Source organism: Allobosea sp. GW823-FHT02B03, from assembly GCF_058797755.1.
Window position 1 is genome coordinate 423,601 of sequence record NZ_JBXAJY010000004.1, and the last position, 13,622, is coordinate 437,222.

Sequence of the window (13,622 nt, forward strand, 5' to 3'; positions counted from 1 at the left end):
CCCGCAAGGGGAGAAGGCAGAGCGTCGAGGTTCCCACTCCTTGCCGGAAGCCAACAGGAGGACACCCCATGACCCGCAATCCCGACCATCGTGGCGCGACGAAGGAGGAGTTCGAGCGCTATCAGCGCGAGCGGCCGATCATGCTTCGCAGGGTCGCGACATTGATGCAGTGCTGGCGCTTTTGCGGTCGCAAGGATTGCCGGCGCGCCAGGGCCTGCTCCGGGCCGGATGGTGGGGAATGCGCCGGCAAGCTCATGGACTGCCTCTCCGACGAGATGCGCGCGACCTTCCGCGAGGCGATCCGCCTGCGCGTCGCCGGCGTCGAGGGCAAGGAGGCCTGGTACGAGGCCGAGCGGCGCATCGCCCGGCACAAGGCGCAGATCGAGGCTATCCCGGGCATGGGCCCGGACCGGGGCTGAGGGCGGCTGGCGCCGCCCCTGCCGGCTCAGAGGCCGGTCATCGTCATCTCGGCGTCGATCGCCTTCATCTTCGGATTGGCGGCGCAGAAGGCCCGGACCTTGGCCTCGATGGTCGCGGATTCGTGGTTGGCGCCGGCTCTCGCCCTGCGGTCGGCCTTGTGCTGGCCGGTCTTGAGATAGTCGGCGCAGCTCAGGTCGGGGTCGGTGATCTCGGCCGAGGCCGGGGCGGCGACGAGGAGACAGGCAAGGGTCGCGGCGAGCGCGCGCAAGGCGAGAGGCATGGGGGATGTCCTGAACGTGCGGCCGGCTGCGCGGCCCTTCGGCGGGGCTGGTGCACCCTGCCGCCGCCGGGCGCAAATGCTGCTTGCGCCGCCCGGCCTTGCAGGCAGGGCATCGCGGGAAGGGTGCCGTTTCGGCAGGGCGAGGCGGGGAGAAGTCGTCGGCGGACAGGGCTTGGCTGCGCCTTCGCCGCGCGGTTCGCGGCCGTGCTGCTATAAGCTTCCGCTCGAACGCGATTCACGGAAGGCGCCGCCATGGCCAGAAAGACCCCCGAGCAGCTCACCAAGGAATTCGAGGGCCGCAAGGCCAAGGGGCTGGCCAAGGGCGGGGCGGCCTATTGGCCGAACGTGCTCGCCAACGCCGTGCTGAAGCTCGCGGCGGAAGGACAGGTCCCCGATGTCGCGGCGCTGGTCGCCCGGCTCGAGCTGGAAGCCGCCTCGAAGGACATCCAGGTCAAGGCCGGCGCCGAGGAGGCGCTGGCGCGGCTGAAGCAGGCGGCGGCAAGGGGAGCGGAGTAGAGCGCGGGTAGGCGTGGCGATGGCCCCCTCTCCCCTTGCGGGAGAGGGATGGGGTGAGGGGTCGCGCAACGTGACGAGGTCGGCGCGCCGCCGCTGGCGATGGCGGACAAGGGGCGTGCGACCCCTCATCCGTCTCGGCTTCGCCGAGCCACCTTCTCCCGCAAGGGGAGAAGGGAAGGAGGCTCACTCCCCCATCGCGATCAGCGAGGCGTTGCCGCCGGCTGCCGCGGTGTTGATCGTCACCGTCTGCTCGGTGGCGAAGCGGGCGAGATAGTTCGGCCCGCCGGCCTTGGGGCCGGTGCCCGAGAGGCCGTGGCCGCCGAAGGGCTGCACGCCGACGACCGCGCCGATGATGTTGCGGTTGACGTAGATATTGCCGGTCGAGAGCTTCTGCGTGACGTGCTCGACCGTGGTCTCGATGCGCGAATGCACGCCGAGCGTCAGGCCGTAGCCGGTGGCCTCGATCGCCTCGATCACCTTGTCGAGCTCGCCGGCCTTCCAGCGCACGACATGCAGCACCGGGCCGAAATGCTCGGCGGTGAGATCGGAGACCTTGTCGAGCCGGATGATGTGCGGGGCGACGAAGGTGCCGCCGAGCGAGGGCACCGCGCCGGCATAGGCGACGCGGCCCTCGGCCTGCATCGCCGCGATATGGGCGTCGAGTCGCTGCTTGGCGGGGGCGTCGATCACCGGGCCGACATGGGTCTCGATCTCGCGGGGGTCGCCCAGCCTGAGCACGCTGGCGGCGCCCTCGATCATCTCGACCATCTTGTCGGCGACGTCCTCCTGCACCACCAGCAGGCGCAGCGCCGAGCAGCGCTGGCCGGCCGAGCGGAAGGCCGACATCACCACATCGTCGGCGACCTGCTCGGCGAGCGCGGTCGCGTCGACGATCATGGCGTTGAGCCCACCGGTCTCGGCGATCAGCGGGACGATCGGCCCGTCCTTGGCGGCGAGCGCCCGGTTGATGGCGCGGGCCGTCGCGGTCGAGCCGGTGAAGGCGACGCCGGCGACGTCGGGATGGGAGACGAGGGCGGCGCCGAGCTTGCCGTCGCCCGGGGTGAGGTGTAGCGCCGATTTCGGCACGCCGGCCTCGTGCAGGATGGCGATGGCGAGGCTGGCGATCAGCGGGGTCTGCGGTGCGGGCTTCGCGACGACGCTGTTGCCGGTGACCAGCGCGGCCGCGACCTGGCCGACGAAGATGGCGAGCGGGAAGTTCCAGGGCGCGATGCAGATGAAGGGGCCGCGGCCGCGCAGGACGAGGCGGTTCTCCTCGCCGGTCGGGCCGGGCAGGGCGGTCGGCACCGCGAACTTCGTCTCGGCCTCGGCGGCGTAGTAGCGCAGGAAGTCGACGGCTTCGCGCAGCTCCGCGATGGCGTCGTCCAGCGTCTTGCCGGCCTCGGCCTGGAGCAAAGCGAGGATCGGGCCGCGGCGGGCCTCCATCAGCTCGGCCGCCTGGCGCAGCGCCGCGGCGCGGATCCGGGCCGGGGTCGCGTTCCAGGCTGGGAAGCCGGCCTTCGCGGCGAGCACCGCCTGGGCGGCCGAAGCTTCGTTCGCCTCGACGACATGGCCGATCGGCCTTGCGTCGATCGGCGAGCGCAGCTCACGGCGGTTGCCGGCGACGGGCTTGCCGTCGATTACGGCGCCCGCCTCCGGGAATGGCTTTGCGGTCGCGCGGCCGATCTCGGCGAGCAGTGCCTCCAGGCTGGAGGCATCGCCGAGCTCGACGCCGGCCGAGTTCTTGCGCGACGGGCCGAAGAGATCGGCCGGCAGCGGGATGCGGCGATGGCGGGCGGCACCCGGCGTTCCGATGATGTCGGCCGGCGGCACGAGCAGCTCCGAGACCGGCACGTCGGGATCGCCCGAGACCGAGACGAAGGAGGAGTTGGCGCCGTTCTCGAGCAGGCGGCGCACGAGATAGGCGAGCAGGTCCTGATGGCCGCCGACCGGCGCATAGGTCCGGCAGGCGAAGCCGGAATTCTCCTGCAGCAGGCGCTCATAGAGCGCTTCGCCCATGCCGTGCAGGCGCTGGAACTCGAAGTTCTCGGTGTTGCCGGCGAGCTCGGCGACGGTCGCGACGGTGAGCGCGTTGTGGGTGGCGAACTGCGGAATGATGCGCGGCCGCAGGGCCAGCAGCTGCTTGGCGCAGGCCTCGTAGTTCAGGTCGGTCATCGCCTTGCGGGTGAAGACCGGATAGTCGGGCAGGCCGCGCTCCTGGGCGCGCTTCAGCTCGGTGTCCCAATAGGCGCCCTTGACCAGGCGCACCATCATGCGCCTATCGTAAAACTCGGCCAGCGCCGCGATATGGGCGATCACCGCGCTGGCGCGCTTCTGATAGGCCTGGATGGCGAGGCCGAAGCCGTCCCAGCCGGCGAGCGAGGCGTCGGCCAGCACGGCGTCGATGACGTCGAGCGAGAGTTCGAGCCGGTCGGCCTCCTCGGCGTCGACGGTGAAGTTGAGATCGTATTTCTTGGCCTGGCGGGCGAGCTCGATCACCTTCGGGGTGAGCTCGACGAGCACGCGCTCGCGATTGGTCGCGTCATAGCGCGGATGCAGGGCCGAGAGCTTGACCGAGATGCCCGGCCGGTTCGGCAGCTTGTCATTGCCGGCGGAGCGGCCGATGGCGTCGATCGCGGCGGCATAGGAGGCGTAGTAGCGGTCGGCATCTCCTTGCGTGCGGGCGCCCTCGCCGAGCATGTCGAAGGAGTAGCGATAGAGCTTGCCGGTGCCGGAGCGGGCGCGCTTCAGCGCTTCCTCGATGGTCTGGCCGAGCACGAAATGATTGCCCATCACCCGCATCGCCTGGCGCGTCGCGGTGCGCACGGCCGGCAGGCCGAGGCGCTTGGAGAGATTGCCGATGATGCTGGTCGGGGTCTCGCCGGGCTGGATGATGCGGGCGGTGAGGCCGAGCGCCCAGGACGAGGCCGAGATCAGGAAGGCATCGGACTTCGATTCATGGTGGGCGAAGTCGCCCTGGCCGAGCTTGTCCTCGATCAGCCGGTCGGCGGTGGCGGCGTCCGGCACGCGCAGCAGGGCTTCCGCCAGCACCATCAGCGCGAGGCCCTCCTTGGTCGAGAGCGAGTATTCGCGCAGCAATTCCTCGATGCCGCCGAGGCCGACCTTGCGGGTGCGGATCGCCTCGATCAGCGAGGTGGCGCGGGCGTCGATCCTGGCCTTGGCTGCGGGCTCCCGCCTGGAGCCGGCGAGCAGGCGCCCGGCAATCGCGCCGTCATCCTCGGCATAGGGCGCGCGGAAAGTTGGGGCGGCGCTGTCGATCGGTCGCGGGGCAGGGGCGGCCATGGCGGGGGCTCCGGAGAGGCTAAAACGGGATGATCTGAAGGATCGTGGCAAGCACGCAGGATATCAATGGATATGTTTGGCTCTCAGATGTAAGAATGTTCGTTATATTGCCATATGACAGAGAAATATCCTGTGCTTGATCGAACCGACCGCCGCCTGCTGGCGATGCTGCAGAATGACGGCCGCGCCGCCGGCGTCGAGCTGGCCGAGGCGGTGGGCCTGTCGCCGACCGCGACCGGCGAACGCCTGAAGCGGCTGACGCGCGAGGGCTACATCACGGGCTACCGGGCGACGCTCGATCCGGTGAAGCTCGGGCTGCATCTTCTGGTCTTCGTCGAGGTCTATCTCGACAAGACGACGCCCGACGCCTTTGAGCGCTTCGCTAATGCGGTGAAGCGGGCGCCCGAAGTGCTGGAGTGCCATATGGTCGCCGGCGGCTTCGACTATCTCGTCAAGACCAGGGTCGCCGACATGAACGCCTATCGGCGCTTCCTCGGCGAGGTGCTGCTGGCGCTGCCGGCGGTGCGGGAGACGCGGACCTATGCGGTGATGGAAGAGGTCAAGACCGACGGGGCGCTGCCGCTCTGACCGGCCGGCTTTCGGCGGGAAAGGAACCACCTGAGGCAGGCTGCCGGAAATTTGCGCGACTTGTTTGCCGCGCTGCATGAATTTTCATCGGATCGGCTTGACGCAGATGGACATTGCGCCAGTTTGAAGCTGCCTGCTCTGCGGCACGGGCCTTGCTCGTCGTCGCCGGAACCAATCTCCCGCCATCGCTCCTTTCGCGCCTCATTCCGGAGTCCCAGATGTCTACGACTAAAGTCTACAGCTCCCTTTCACGCCGGCGCCTGGCCGGGCTGGCGGGCGTGCTCGGCCTGGTCGTGGCGGGGCTCGGAACCGGCCCGGCCGCGGCGCAGACTGCGGTGCGCTTCACGCTCGACTGGCGCTTCGAGGGGCCGGCGGCGCTGTTCCTGATGGCGCAGGAGAAGGGCTACTTCAAAGCCGAGGGGCTCGACGTCACCATCGACACCGGCAATGGCTCGCGCGAGGCGATCCCGCGCGTCGCCTCGGGCACCTATGATGTCGGCTTCGGCGACGTGAATTCGCTGATCCGCTTCCGCGACGAGAACCCCACCGTCGATCTCAAGGCGGTGATGATGGTCTATGACCGTCCGCCCTTCGCCATCGTCGGCCGCAAGAGCCGCGGCATCACCAGCGATGTGAAAAGCCTCGAAGGCAAGAAGTTCGGCGCCCCGGCGGCCGACGCCGCCTTCGCGCAATGGCCGATCTTCAAGACCGTCAACAAGCTCGACGACAGCAAGATGCGGATGGAGAATGTCGGCTTCCCGGTGCGCGAGCCGATGCTCGCCTCGGGCGAGGTCGACGCCGTCTTCGGCTTCGCCAACTCGTCCTACATCAACCTGAAGTCGCGCGGCGTGCCGGTCGACGACATCGTCACCATGCTGATGTCGGATTACGGCGTCGAGCTCTACGGCAATGTCGTGATGGCCTCGCCGAAGTTCATGGCCGAGAAGCCGGAGGCGCTGCGCGGCCTGCTGCGTGCGATCACCAAGGGCATCCGCGACACCGTCGCCAACCCCGAGCTGGGCGCGCAGCTGGTGATCAAGCGCAACGATGTCGCCAAGCAGGAGGTCGAGCTCGAGCGCCTGAAGATGACGCTGGAGCAGAACGTGGTGACGCCCTGGGTCAAGGCCAATGGCGTCGGCGGCATCGACAAGGCGCGCTGGGCGACGGCGCTCGACCAGATCGGCCTGACCTTCACCTTCAAGGACAAGGCCAAGGCGGGCGAGGCTTTCGTCGACAGCTTCCTGCCGGCCGAGGCCGATCGGAAGCTCTGAGCATCCCGCCCCGCATCCGGCCTTCCCGGCGAAGGGAAGGCCGGCTTCCCGTCTGCTGCCCATGGAGCGCCCTTGACCGCCTTCGTCGAACTGAACGAGGTCACGCATGTCTATGGCGGCGGTGACGGGCCGCCCGCGGTCGACGGCCTGTCGCTGAAGGTGCGCGAGGGCGAGTTCGCCGCCATCGTCGGCCCGTCCGGATGCGGCAAGTCGACCCTGATGAAGCTCGCGACCGGCCTGCAGAAGCCGAAGGCCGGCATGGTCGCGGTCGCCGGCCAGCGCGTCGCCGAGCCGATCAAGATCACCGGCATGGCCTTCCAGAACCCGGTGCTGCTGCCCTGGCGCACCACGCTGGACAACCTCCTGCTGCCGCTCGAAGTGGTGCAGCCGCATCGCCAGCGCCTGCGCGCCAACAAGGACGAATATGTCGCGCGAGCCGAAGGGCTGCTCGAGAAGGTCGGCCTCAAGGGCATGGGCTCGAAGTATCCCTGGGAGCTCTCGGGCGGCATGCAGCAGCGCGCCTCGCTCTGCCGCTCGCTGATCCACGAGCCCAAGCTCCTGATGCTGGACGAGCCCTTCGGTGCTCTCGACGCCTTCACGCGCGAGGAACTCTGGTGCGTGATCCGCGACCTGCAGGCCGAGCGCGCCGTCACGGTGATCCTGGTCACGCATGATCTGCGCGAGGCGGTGTTCCTGGCCGACCGGGTGTTCTGCATGTCGGCGCGGCCGGGCAGGATCATCGCCGAGCGCGAGATCGGCTTCGCCCGTCCGCGCGACCTCGAAATCACCTACACACCGGAATTCGCCGAGATCGTCCACGAATTGCGCGGCCATATCCGCGAAGCGAGGGCGGCGGCATGAAGCGCTCGATCTGGCTCAGGCTCGCGCCCTATCTGTTCACGCTCGGCTTCTTCGCGCTGTGGGAGGCGGCCTGCCGGGCTCTCTCGATCTCGGCCTTCGTGCTGCCGCCGCCCTCGGCGATCTGGGCGGCGCTGGTGCAGTACCAGAAGCCGCTTTACACAAACGCCTTCCACACACTCTGGATGACCACGGCCGGCTTCGGGCTCTCGATCCTGTTCGGGCTCGCCGTCGGACTTCTGGTCGGTTCGTCGCGCCTGCTTCAGGCCGGGCTCAACCCGCTGCTGGTCGGCTTCAACGCCATCCCCAAGGTCGCGGTTGTGCCGATCCTCGTGCTCTGGTTCGGCGTCGGCTGGCTGCCGCCGGTATTGACCGCCTTCGTGATCTCGTTCTTCCCGATTGTGGTCAATGTCGCGACCGGCCTCGCCACGATCGAGCCCGAGACCGAGGACGTGCTCAAGGCGCTCGGCGCAAGCCGGCTCGACATCATGACCAAGGTCGGCATTCCTCGCTCGCTGCCCTATTTCTTCGGGGCGCTGAAGGTCTCGATCACGCTCGCCTATGTCGGCTCGGTGATCGGCGAGCAGAACGCCTCCAATCTCGGCATCGGCAATTTGATCACCCGCGCCTCGGCCGATTTCAACGTGCCGCTGGTGTTCGCGGCGCTGATCGTGCTGGCCGTGCTCGGCATCTTCCTGGTCGCTGTCGTCGATTTCGTCGAGGACCGGATGACCGGCTGGGCCAAGCGCTCGCAGATGGCGCGCGGCTGAGCTGCTGGTCAAACTGCCGGACGGATGGTCACGGCGATGCCACGGCGCAGCGAGTTTGAGACCATGCACGACGTCTCCGCCCGGGCGATCAGCTCCTTCGGATCGGAGCCGTCGCGCATCTCGCAGGAGACGGTCATGGTCGCTGCTGTCGTCACCAAAGGCGAGCCTTCGAGCTCGACGGTAACCGAGATGCTGATCCGGCTGAGCTCGGCGCCGGTTTCCGCCGCGACATAGCGCAGGTCGTTGCAGAAGCAGCCACCAAGCGCCAGGGCCAGCAATTGCGCTCCGTTGAAGCCGAGCCCCATGCCCCCGGCCCGGCCTTCCGGCCGGTCGACGATCAGCGTGTGGGCGCCGGCCCAGCCCATCGCTGCCTCGGTACCCTCGACATTGCGCAGTTCGACCGTCACCGATGCCATCGCTCGTCCTCCCTGCCGGCGTGGAGATTGGAATGCCGGCAAGCTGCAGTGCAAGCAGCCGCAGCAGGGTTCTCGCTTTGACGTGGTGACAGCGGGACAGGCACTGCCTATCGTTCGGGCGCTCCAGCGTGCATCCGCTTCGGCCGCTCGCGCCAGCTCACCATCTCGGGTCCGCTGCCTTCGCCAGGGTGCTTCCGCCTCGGCCTGCGCGGGCTCTAAACGTAAGTGAGAGACCGTTTGACCGATCGGCTTGTCGTGCAGGCTGACCGGAGCGGGCTCTAGCAGAGGGCCTGTCGATGCTTCCCGATATCCGCGACTATGAGCGCCTGCGCGCCGCCTTCCGCTGGCAGATCCCGGAGCGCTACAATATCGGCGTCGATTGCTGCGATCGCTGGGCCGCGGTGGAGCCCGACAGGACCGCGATCATCGAGCTCAATCCGGACTGGTCGGTGACGCCGGTGAGCTATGGCGAGTTGCGGGCCCAGTCGAACCGGCTCGCCAATGCGCTGCGCCGGCGCGGCGTCGGCATCGGCGACCGCATCGCGATCCTGCTGCCGCAGGGGCGGCATGTGCCGATCGTCCATCTCGCCGCCTACAAGCTCGGCGCCATCGCGGTGCCGCTGGCGGCGCTGTTCGGCGCCGATGCGCTGTCCTACCGGCTGAACGATTGCAGCGCCAAGGCGCTGGTGACCAATGCGGCGGGCCTTGCCAAGCTCGCGCAGATCGAGGAGCCGCTGCCGGAGCTCGAGCTGATCCTCTCCAGCGACGGCGCCGATGGCCGGGCCGAAGGGCTGGCGGAGGCGCTCGAGGCCGAAAGCCCGGATTTCACCCCGGTCGACACCTCCCGCGACGACCCGGCGCTGATGATCTACACCTCCGGCACCACCGGCAACGCCAAGGGCGCGCTGCATGGCCATAGGGTGATGCCGGCGCATCTTCCAGGGGTGGAGATGTCACACGAGTTCCTGCCGCAGCCGGGCGACCTGATCTGGACGCCGGCCGACTGGGCCTGGGCCGGCGGCCTGCTCAATTGCCTGATGCCGGCGCTGCATCACGGCGTGCCGATCGTGGCGCGGCCGGCGGCGAAGTTCGACCCGGACGAGGCCTTCCGGCTGATGGCCGAGCTTCGCGTGCGCAACAGCTTCATCCCGCCGACTGCGCTGCGGATGCTGCGCTCGGTCGACAATCCGCGCGGACGCTACGACCTCAAGCTGCGCACCGTCGCCTCGGGAGGAGAGTCGCTCGGCGCCGAGACGCTGGCCTGGGGCCGCGAGAAGCTCGGCCTGACCATCAACGAATTCTACGGCCAGACCGAGTGCAACCTCGTGCTCGCGTCCAGCGCGGCTCTCGGCGTGGTCAAGCCCGGTTGCATCGGCAAGGCGGTGCCGGGCCATGACGTCGCGGTGATCCGCGCCGATGGCAGCCTGTGCGAGCCGGAAGAGGAGGGGCGGATCGCGGTCAGGCGGCCGGACCCGGTGATGTTCCTGCGCTACTGGAACAAGCCCGAGGCGACGGCGGCGAAGTTCATCGGCGACTGGATGACCACCGGCGACCAGGGCCTTTGCGATGCGGAAGGCTATTTCCGCTTCGTCGGCCGCGATGACGACGTGATCACCTCATCGGGCTACCGGATCGGGCCCGGCGAGATCGAGGATTGCCTGCTGCGCCATCCGGCGGTCTCGCTGGCCGCCGTGGTCGGCAAGCCGGACGCGCTGCGCACCGAGATCGTCAAGGCCTTCGTCGTGCTGGCGGCGGGCCATGAGCCGTCGGAGGCGCTGGTCGCCGAGATCCAGGGCTTCGTGCGCCAGCGCCTGGCGGCGCATGAATATCCGCGCGAGATCGCCTTCCGGACCGAATTGCCGATGACGACGACCGGCAAGATCATCCGGCGGCTATTGCGCGACGAGGCTGGCTGAGGCCGACCGGCCTCGGCCCGCGCTTTGGGCGCGGCAGCAGACGCAATTCGCCGAGCGCGAGCCTGTCGGTGACGGCATGCGGGCGCGGGAAATCGCCGACCAGCTGGGCGGCATGGTTGCGGCGGCGGAGCTGGGCGACGAGTTGCGCCAGCGGCGCGAAGCTCGCGAAGCGCTCCTCCTGGGCGCTGGCATAGAGCCAGCGCCGCCGTCCCTTGCCGATCACGATCGCGCCGGCGATAGGCTGGCCATCCAGCGTCAGGAGGCCGGCGCGGCATTGCCGAGCGCGTGCGAGGCTGCGGGTCATGGCGCGCAGGAAGGCGGTCTCGCGAATGTCCTGCAGGGTCGCGGTGCCGGCCCTTGCGAGGGGGCCGGATGCCTCCAGTGCCAGCAGCATCTCGACGATGTCGCGCAGGTCCTGCCGCGAAGAGGCTTCGACCAGAGCAAGCTCGCCATGGCGCGACAATCCGTGGCGGAGCGCCGCGAGATCGGGGCCGCCCTCGGCCGGGGGCAAGAGCGGCGGCGCAGCCGCGCTCAGTGTCGCGCGCCAGCCCAGCGCAGCCGCCTGCTGCAGCACGCCTTGGGCGAGATCGCCGTCGCGATCGATGCCGGGCAGCAGCAGGCCGCTGGAGGCGAGGCTGCCCCAGCTTCCGCGCATGCCGAGCACGGCCTCGATCACCGGGCCGAGCTCGTCGCGGTCGATCAGCGGCGCGGCGTTGCCGAGCCGGGCATCGTTCCAGCCGGTCAGGGTATCGCTGCCGAACAGCCGCCGGCTCGGCTGGAGCGGAATGAAGCCGAGCAGGCGCCCTGAACTGCCCGACTTGCCCTGCCAGACCAGCAGGACCTGGACGTTGCGGAAGCTGACGAGATGCTGCGCCGCCGGCAGTGCGAAGCCGGGCTCGTAGAACGGGTTGGGCTCGACGGCACGGGCGGCGAGGGCGGCCCATTCCGCCTCGATCGCGCCGCAGGCGGAGAGCTGGCGTCGTTCGATATGGACCGGGCCGCTCGCCTTGGCGCCATGCCCGATATTCGGGCGCGCGGCGGGCCGGCGGCCATCGGCCGGCATGTTCAGGGCGAAGAGGTTCGGCATGGTCCTGCCTCCGGAGTCCGACCGGATCGACACTGTAACGTGCCGGAATGGCACGCCACGATAGCGAGAGCGGCAGGCTGGGAGACTGGGATCAAGAAGCGGGCCAGACGCCGCCTGGCTCAGCCGTGGTGGTGATGGGCGTGGCCCTCGGTCTCGGCCGGCGCGGTGCGGCCGAGGAAGGCCGTCCAGAGCCGGGCGACGACCGCTTCGTCGAGATCGCGGACGATCAGCACGAGGCGTGAGCGACGGTCGGCATCCGGCCAGGCAGCAAGCTGCACCGGCGGATGCAGCACCTGCTGGACGGCGTGGACGATAAGCGGCCCCTGCGGCTGCTCGGCGAGGCTGACCAGCCCCTTGAGGCGCAGGAGTTTGGCGCCATGGGTCGAGCGCAGCAGGGTCCAGAACAGTTCGAAGGTGGCGAGCCTGATCGGCTCCTCCGCAGTCAGGACGAAGGCGCGGATGCTCGCGTCGTGGCGATTGACGTCATGGTGGTGGTGATGGTCGTGGTGATGATGCCCGTGATCATCATGACCGTGGTGATGATGGTGCTGATCGTGACCGCCCGCGAGCGTCTCGGCCGCGAGCCATTGGCGCAGCTCGCTCGGCCGGTCGGCGAGATCGTAGAGGCCGGCACCGACCAGCGCCTGCGCCGGCGCGTCGGCGGGCAGGATCGCGGCCCCGGGATTGAGGTCGCCGAGACGGCGGCGCAGGGCAGAGACCGCTTCCGCATCCTCCGCGATCTCGGTCTTGGTCAAGACGATCCGGTCGGCGGCGATCACCTGACGCAGCGCCTCGGGATGGGCATCGAGCGTGGCGGAGCCGTTGACCGCGTCGACCACGGTGACGACCCCGTCGAGCCTGAAGCGCATCGCGAGATAACGGTGGTTGATCAGGACGTTGAGGATCGGCGCGGGATCGGCGAGACCGGTGGTCTCGATCACGACGCGCTTGAAGGGCGCGATCCGGTCATTGTCGCGCCGACGCAGCAGGTCCTCCAGCGTCACGATCAGGTCGTCGCGGATGGTGCAGCACAGGCAGCCCGAGGCGAGCAGGACCATGTTGTCCTCGACGCCCTCGATCAGCAGATGGTCGAGGCCGATTTCGCCGAACTCGTTGACCAGCACGATGGTGTCGGCCAGCGCCTCGTCCTTCAGCAGCCGGTTGAGCAAGGTGGTCTTGCCGGCGCCTAGGAAGCCGGTGAGCAGGGTCAGCGGGATCGGCGGGGGCGGCATTGCAGACATGACGGGCGATCGATCCGGCGGGCGGTTCAGGCTGGGGGCGCGAGCGCCAGCTTCGAGGCCCGCACCCGCTTTTGTTCTAGTATTACATTGGCCATGATCGCGGCAACGACAAGGGCTCCGCCGGCATATTGCAGCGTGCCGACGCGCTCGCCGAGGACGGCGGCGGCGATGATCACGGCGAAGACCGGCTCGGCACAGAAGGCGAGCGCGGCCGGGCCGGGCGAGACGCGGGCGAGCGCCAGCACCTGCCAGAGGAAGCCGACGAGATAGCCGCCGATCGTGACGAGGACGGCGAGCGGCGCCAGGGCAAGCGCCGAGGGCGGCTGCATGCCACCTGTGAGCAGCAGGATCAGCAAGGTCACCGGCAGCACCATCAGATGCGACCAGAGCAGCTTGGGCAGAGTCCCTGTCTCTCCGAGCGCGCCCGCGGCGAAGAACTGCACCGCGGCCGCGACGCTGGCTAGCAGCGCGAGGGCGAGGCCGCGCGGATCGAGCCCGTGCCAGTCGGGCCCGACCACCATGGCGACGCCGAGGAAGGCGATGAGCACGACGACGATGCGTTCCAGGCTCGGCCGGGTCCGGGTGAGCAGGGGCTCGGCCAGCACGACCAGCACGGGGAAGGTGTAGAACACCACGGCGGCGACGGTGACCGGCAGGAAGGCGACCGAGGAGAGATAGGCGCTGCCGACCAGCGCGGTCGAGATTCCGAACAGGATGAGGGCCGGCCAGCGCCGGCGCGGCACTGAAAGCCCGCTCCGCCAGAGCAGAATGGCGCCGCCGACCAGGGCCAGCATCACGAAGACGCGGTAGAAAACGAGCAGCGGCCCGCTCAGCCCGGCCATTCCGGCAAGCTGGGCGCTGACGATGTTGGTGCCGAAGGCGGCGGCGGAAGCGAGCGCCAGCGCGATACCGCGCTGGCCATGGGAGACGTCGCCGTCAGTGCGCACGGCGTCTCCGGC

Annotated in this window: 13 protein-coding genes; 7 read left to right on the forward strand and 6 right to left on the reverse strand. The window is 69.1% G+C overall.

Annotation, left to right across the window (positions count from 1 at the left end; all coding sequences use genetic code 11):
- The first annotated feature begins 68 nt into the window (after positions 1–68).
- Positions 69–419 (forward strand): hypothetical protein, encoded by a 351-nt coding sequence (locus AC1REK_RS15600; RefSeq protein ID WP_492269342.1) that lies wholly within the window; start codon positions 69–71, stop codon positions 417–419.
- Positions 420–445: 26 nt separating this feature from the next.
- On the opposite strand, the gene AC1REK_RS15605 is transcribed toward AC1REK_RS15600, so the two are convergent.
- On the reverse strand, positions 446–700 hold the full coding sequence (locus AC1REK_RS15605; RefSeq protein ID WP_492269341.1) for a hypothetical protein: 255 nt from the start codon (positions 698–700) through the stop codon (positions 446–448).
- A gap of 252 nt (positions 701–952) precedes the next feature.
- Between AC1REK_RS15605 and AC1REK_RS15610 the strand changes: the two genes are divergently transcribed.
- A complete protein-coding gene (locus AC1REK_RS15610; RefSeq protein WP_492269340.1) occupies positions 953–1,216 on the forward strand; it encodes a hypothetical protein in 264 nt (87 codons plus the stop codon).
- A gap of 183 nt (positions 1,217–1,399) precedes the next feature.
- Here the strand turns inward: AC1REK_RS15610 and putA are convergent, their stop codons facing one another.
- The gene (putA, locus tag AC1REK_RS15615) at positions 1,400–4,492 is read right to left on the reverse strand and encodes a bifunctional proline dehydrogenase/L-glutamate gamma-semialdehyde dehydrogenase PutA (RefSeq protein ID WP_492269537.1); all 3,093 of its coding nucleotides are present in this window, start codon (positions 4,490–4,492) and stop codon (positions 1,400–1,402) included.
- A 138-nt stretch (positions 4,493–4,630) separates the two neighbouring features.
- On the opposite strand from putA, the gene AC1REK_RS15620 reads away from it, so the two are divergent.
- The 4 genes from AC1REK_RS15620 to AC1REK_RS15635 all read left to right on the forward strand — a co-directional run bounded on the left by AC1REK_RS15620 (position 4,631) and on the right by AC1REK_RS15635 (position 8,003).
- Complete coding sequence (locus AC1REK_RS15620; protein WP_316021268.1) at positions 4,631–5,104, forward strand: Lrp/AsnC ligand binding domain-containing protein; 474 nt, start codon at positions 4,631–4,633, stop codon at positions 5,102–5,104.
- Between the two features lie 218 nt (positions 5,105–5,322).
- On the forward strand, positions 5,323–6,375 hold the full coding sequence (locus AC1REK_RS15625; RefSeq protein ID WP_492269339.1) for an ABC transporter substrate-binding protein: 1,053 nt from the start codon (positions 5,323–5,325) through the stop codon (positions 6,373–6,375).
- 72 nt (positions 6,376–6,447) lie between these two features.
- Entirely contained in the window at positions 6,448–7,236 is a 789-nt protein-coding gene (locus tag AC1REK_RS15630; RefSeq protein ID WP_327523488.1) for an ABC transporter ATP-binding protein, read from the forward strand.
- The gene (locus tag AC1REK_RS15635; RefSeq protein ID WP_492269338.1) at positions 7,233–8,003 is read left to right on the forward strand and encodes an ABC transporter permease; all 771 of its coding nucleotides are present in this window, start codon (positions 7,233–7,235) and stop codon (positions 8,001–8,003) included. Before AC1REK_RS15630 ends, AC1REK_RS15635 begins: the two co-directional genes overlap by 4 nt.
- 8 nt (positions 8,004–8,011) lie before the next feature.
- Here AC1REK_RS15635 and AC1REK_RS15640 read toward each other — a convergent pair whose 3' ends face one another.
- Entirely contained in the window at positions 8,012–8,419 is a 408-nt protein-coding gene (locus tag AC1REK_RS15640; protein WP_492269337.1) for an OsmC family protein, read from the reverse strand.
- Positions 8,420–8,715: 296 nt separating this feature from the next.
- Here AC1REK_RS15640 and AC1REK_RS15645 point away from each other — a divergent pair, with 296 nt between their 5' ends.
- Positions 8,716–10,335: an acyl-CoA synthetase gene (locus tag AC1REK_RS15645; protein WP_492269336.1), complete on the forward strand. Its 1,620-nt coding sequence runs from the start codon at positions 8,716–8,718 to the stop codon at positions 10,333–10,335.
- Here the strand turns inward: AC1REK_RS15645 and AC1REK_RS15650 are convergent.
- From AC1REK_RS15650 to AC1REK_RS15660, 3 genes are all read right to left on the reverse strand, one after another.
- Entirely contained in the window at positions 10,301–11,422 is a 1,122-nt protein-coding gene (locus AC1REK_RS15650) for a GNAT family N-acetyltransferase (protein ID WP_492269335.1), read from the reverse strand. The two genes, AC1REK_RS15645 and AC1REK_RS15650, sit on opposite strands and share 35 nt — an antisense overlap.
- 119 nt (positions 11,423–11,541) lie before the next feature.
- The gene (locus AC1REK_RS15655; protein ID WP_492269334.1) at positions 11,542–12,663 is read right to left on the reverse strand and encodes a CobW family GTP-binding protein; all 1,122 of its coding nucleotides are present in this window, start codon (positions 12,661–12,663) and stop codon (positions 11,542–11,544) included.
- Positions 12,664–12,689: 26 nt separating this feature from the next.
- Entirely contained in the window at positions 12,690–13,610 is a 921-nt protein-coding gene (locus AC1REK_RS15660) for a DMT family transporter (protein WP_492269333.1), read from the reverse strand.
- Positions 13,611–13,622: the final 12 nt, after the last annotated feature.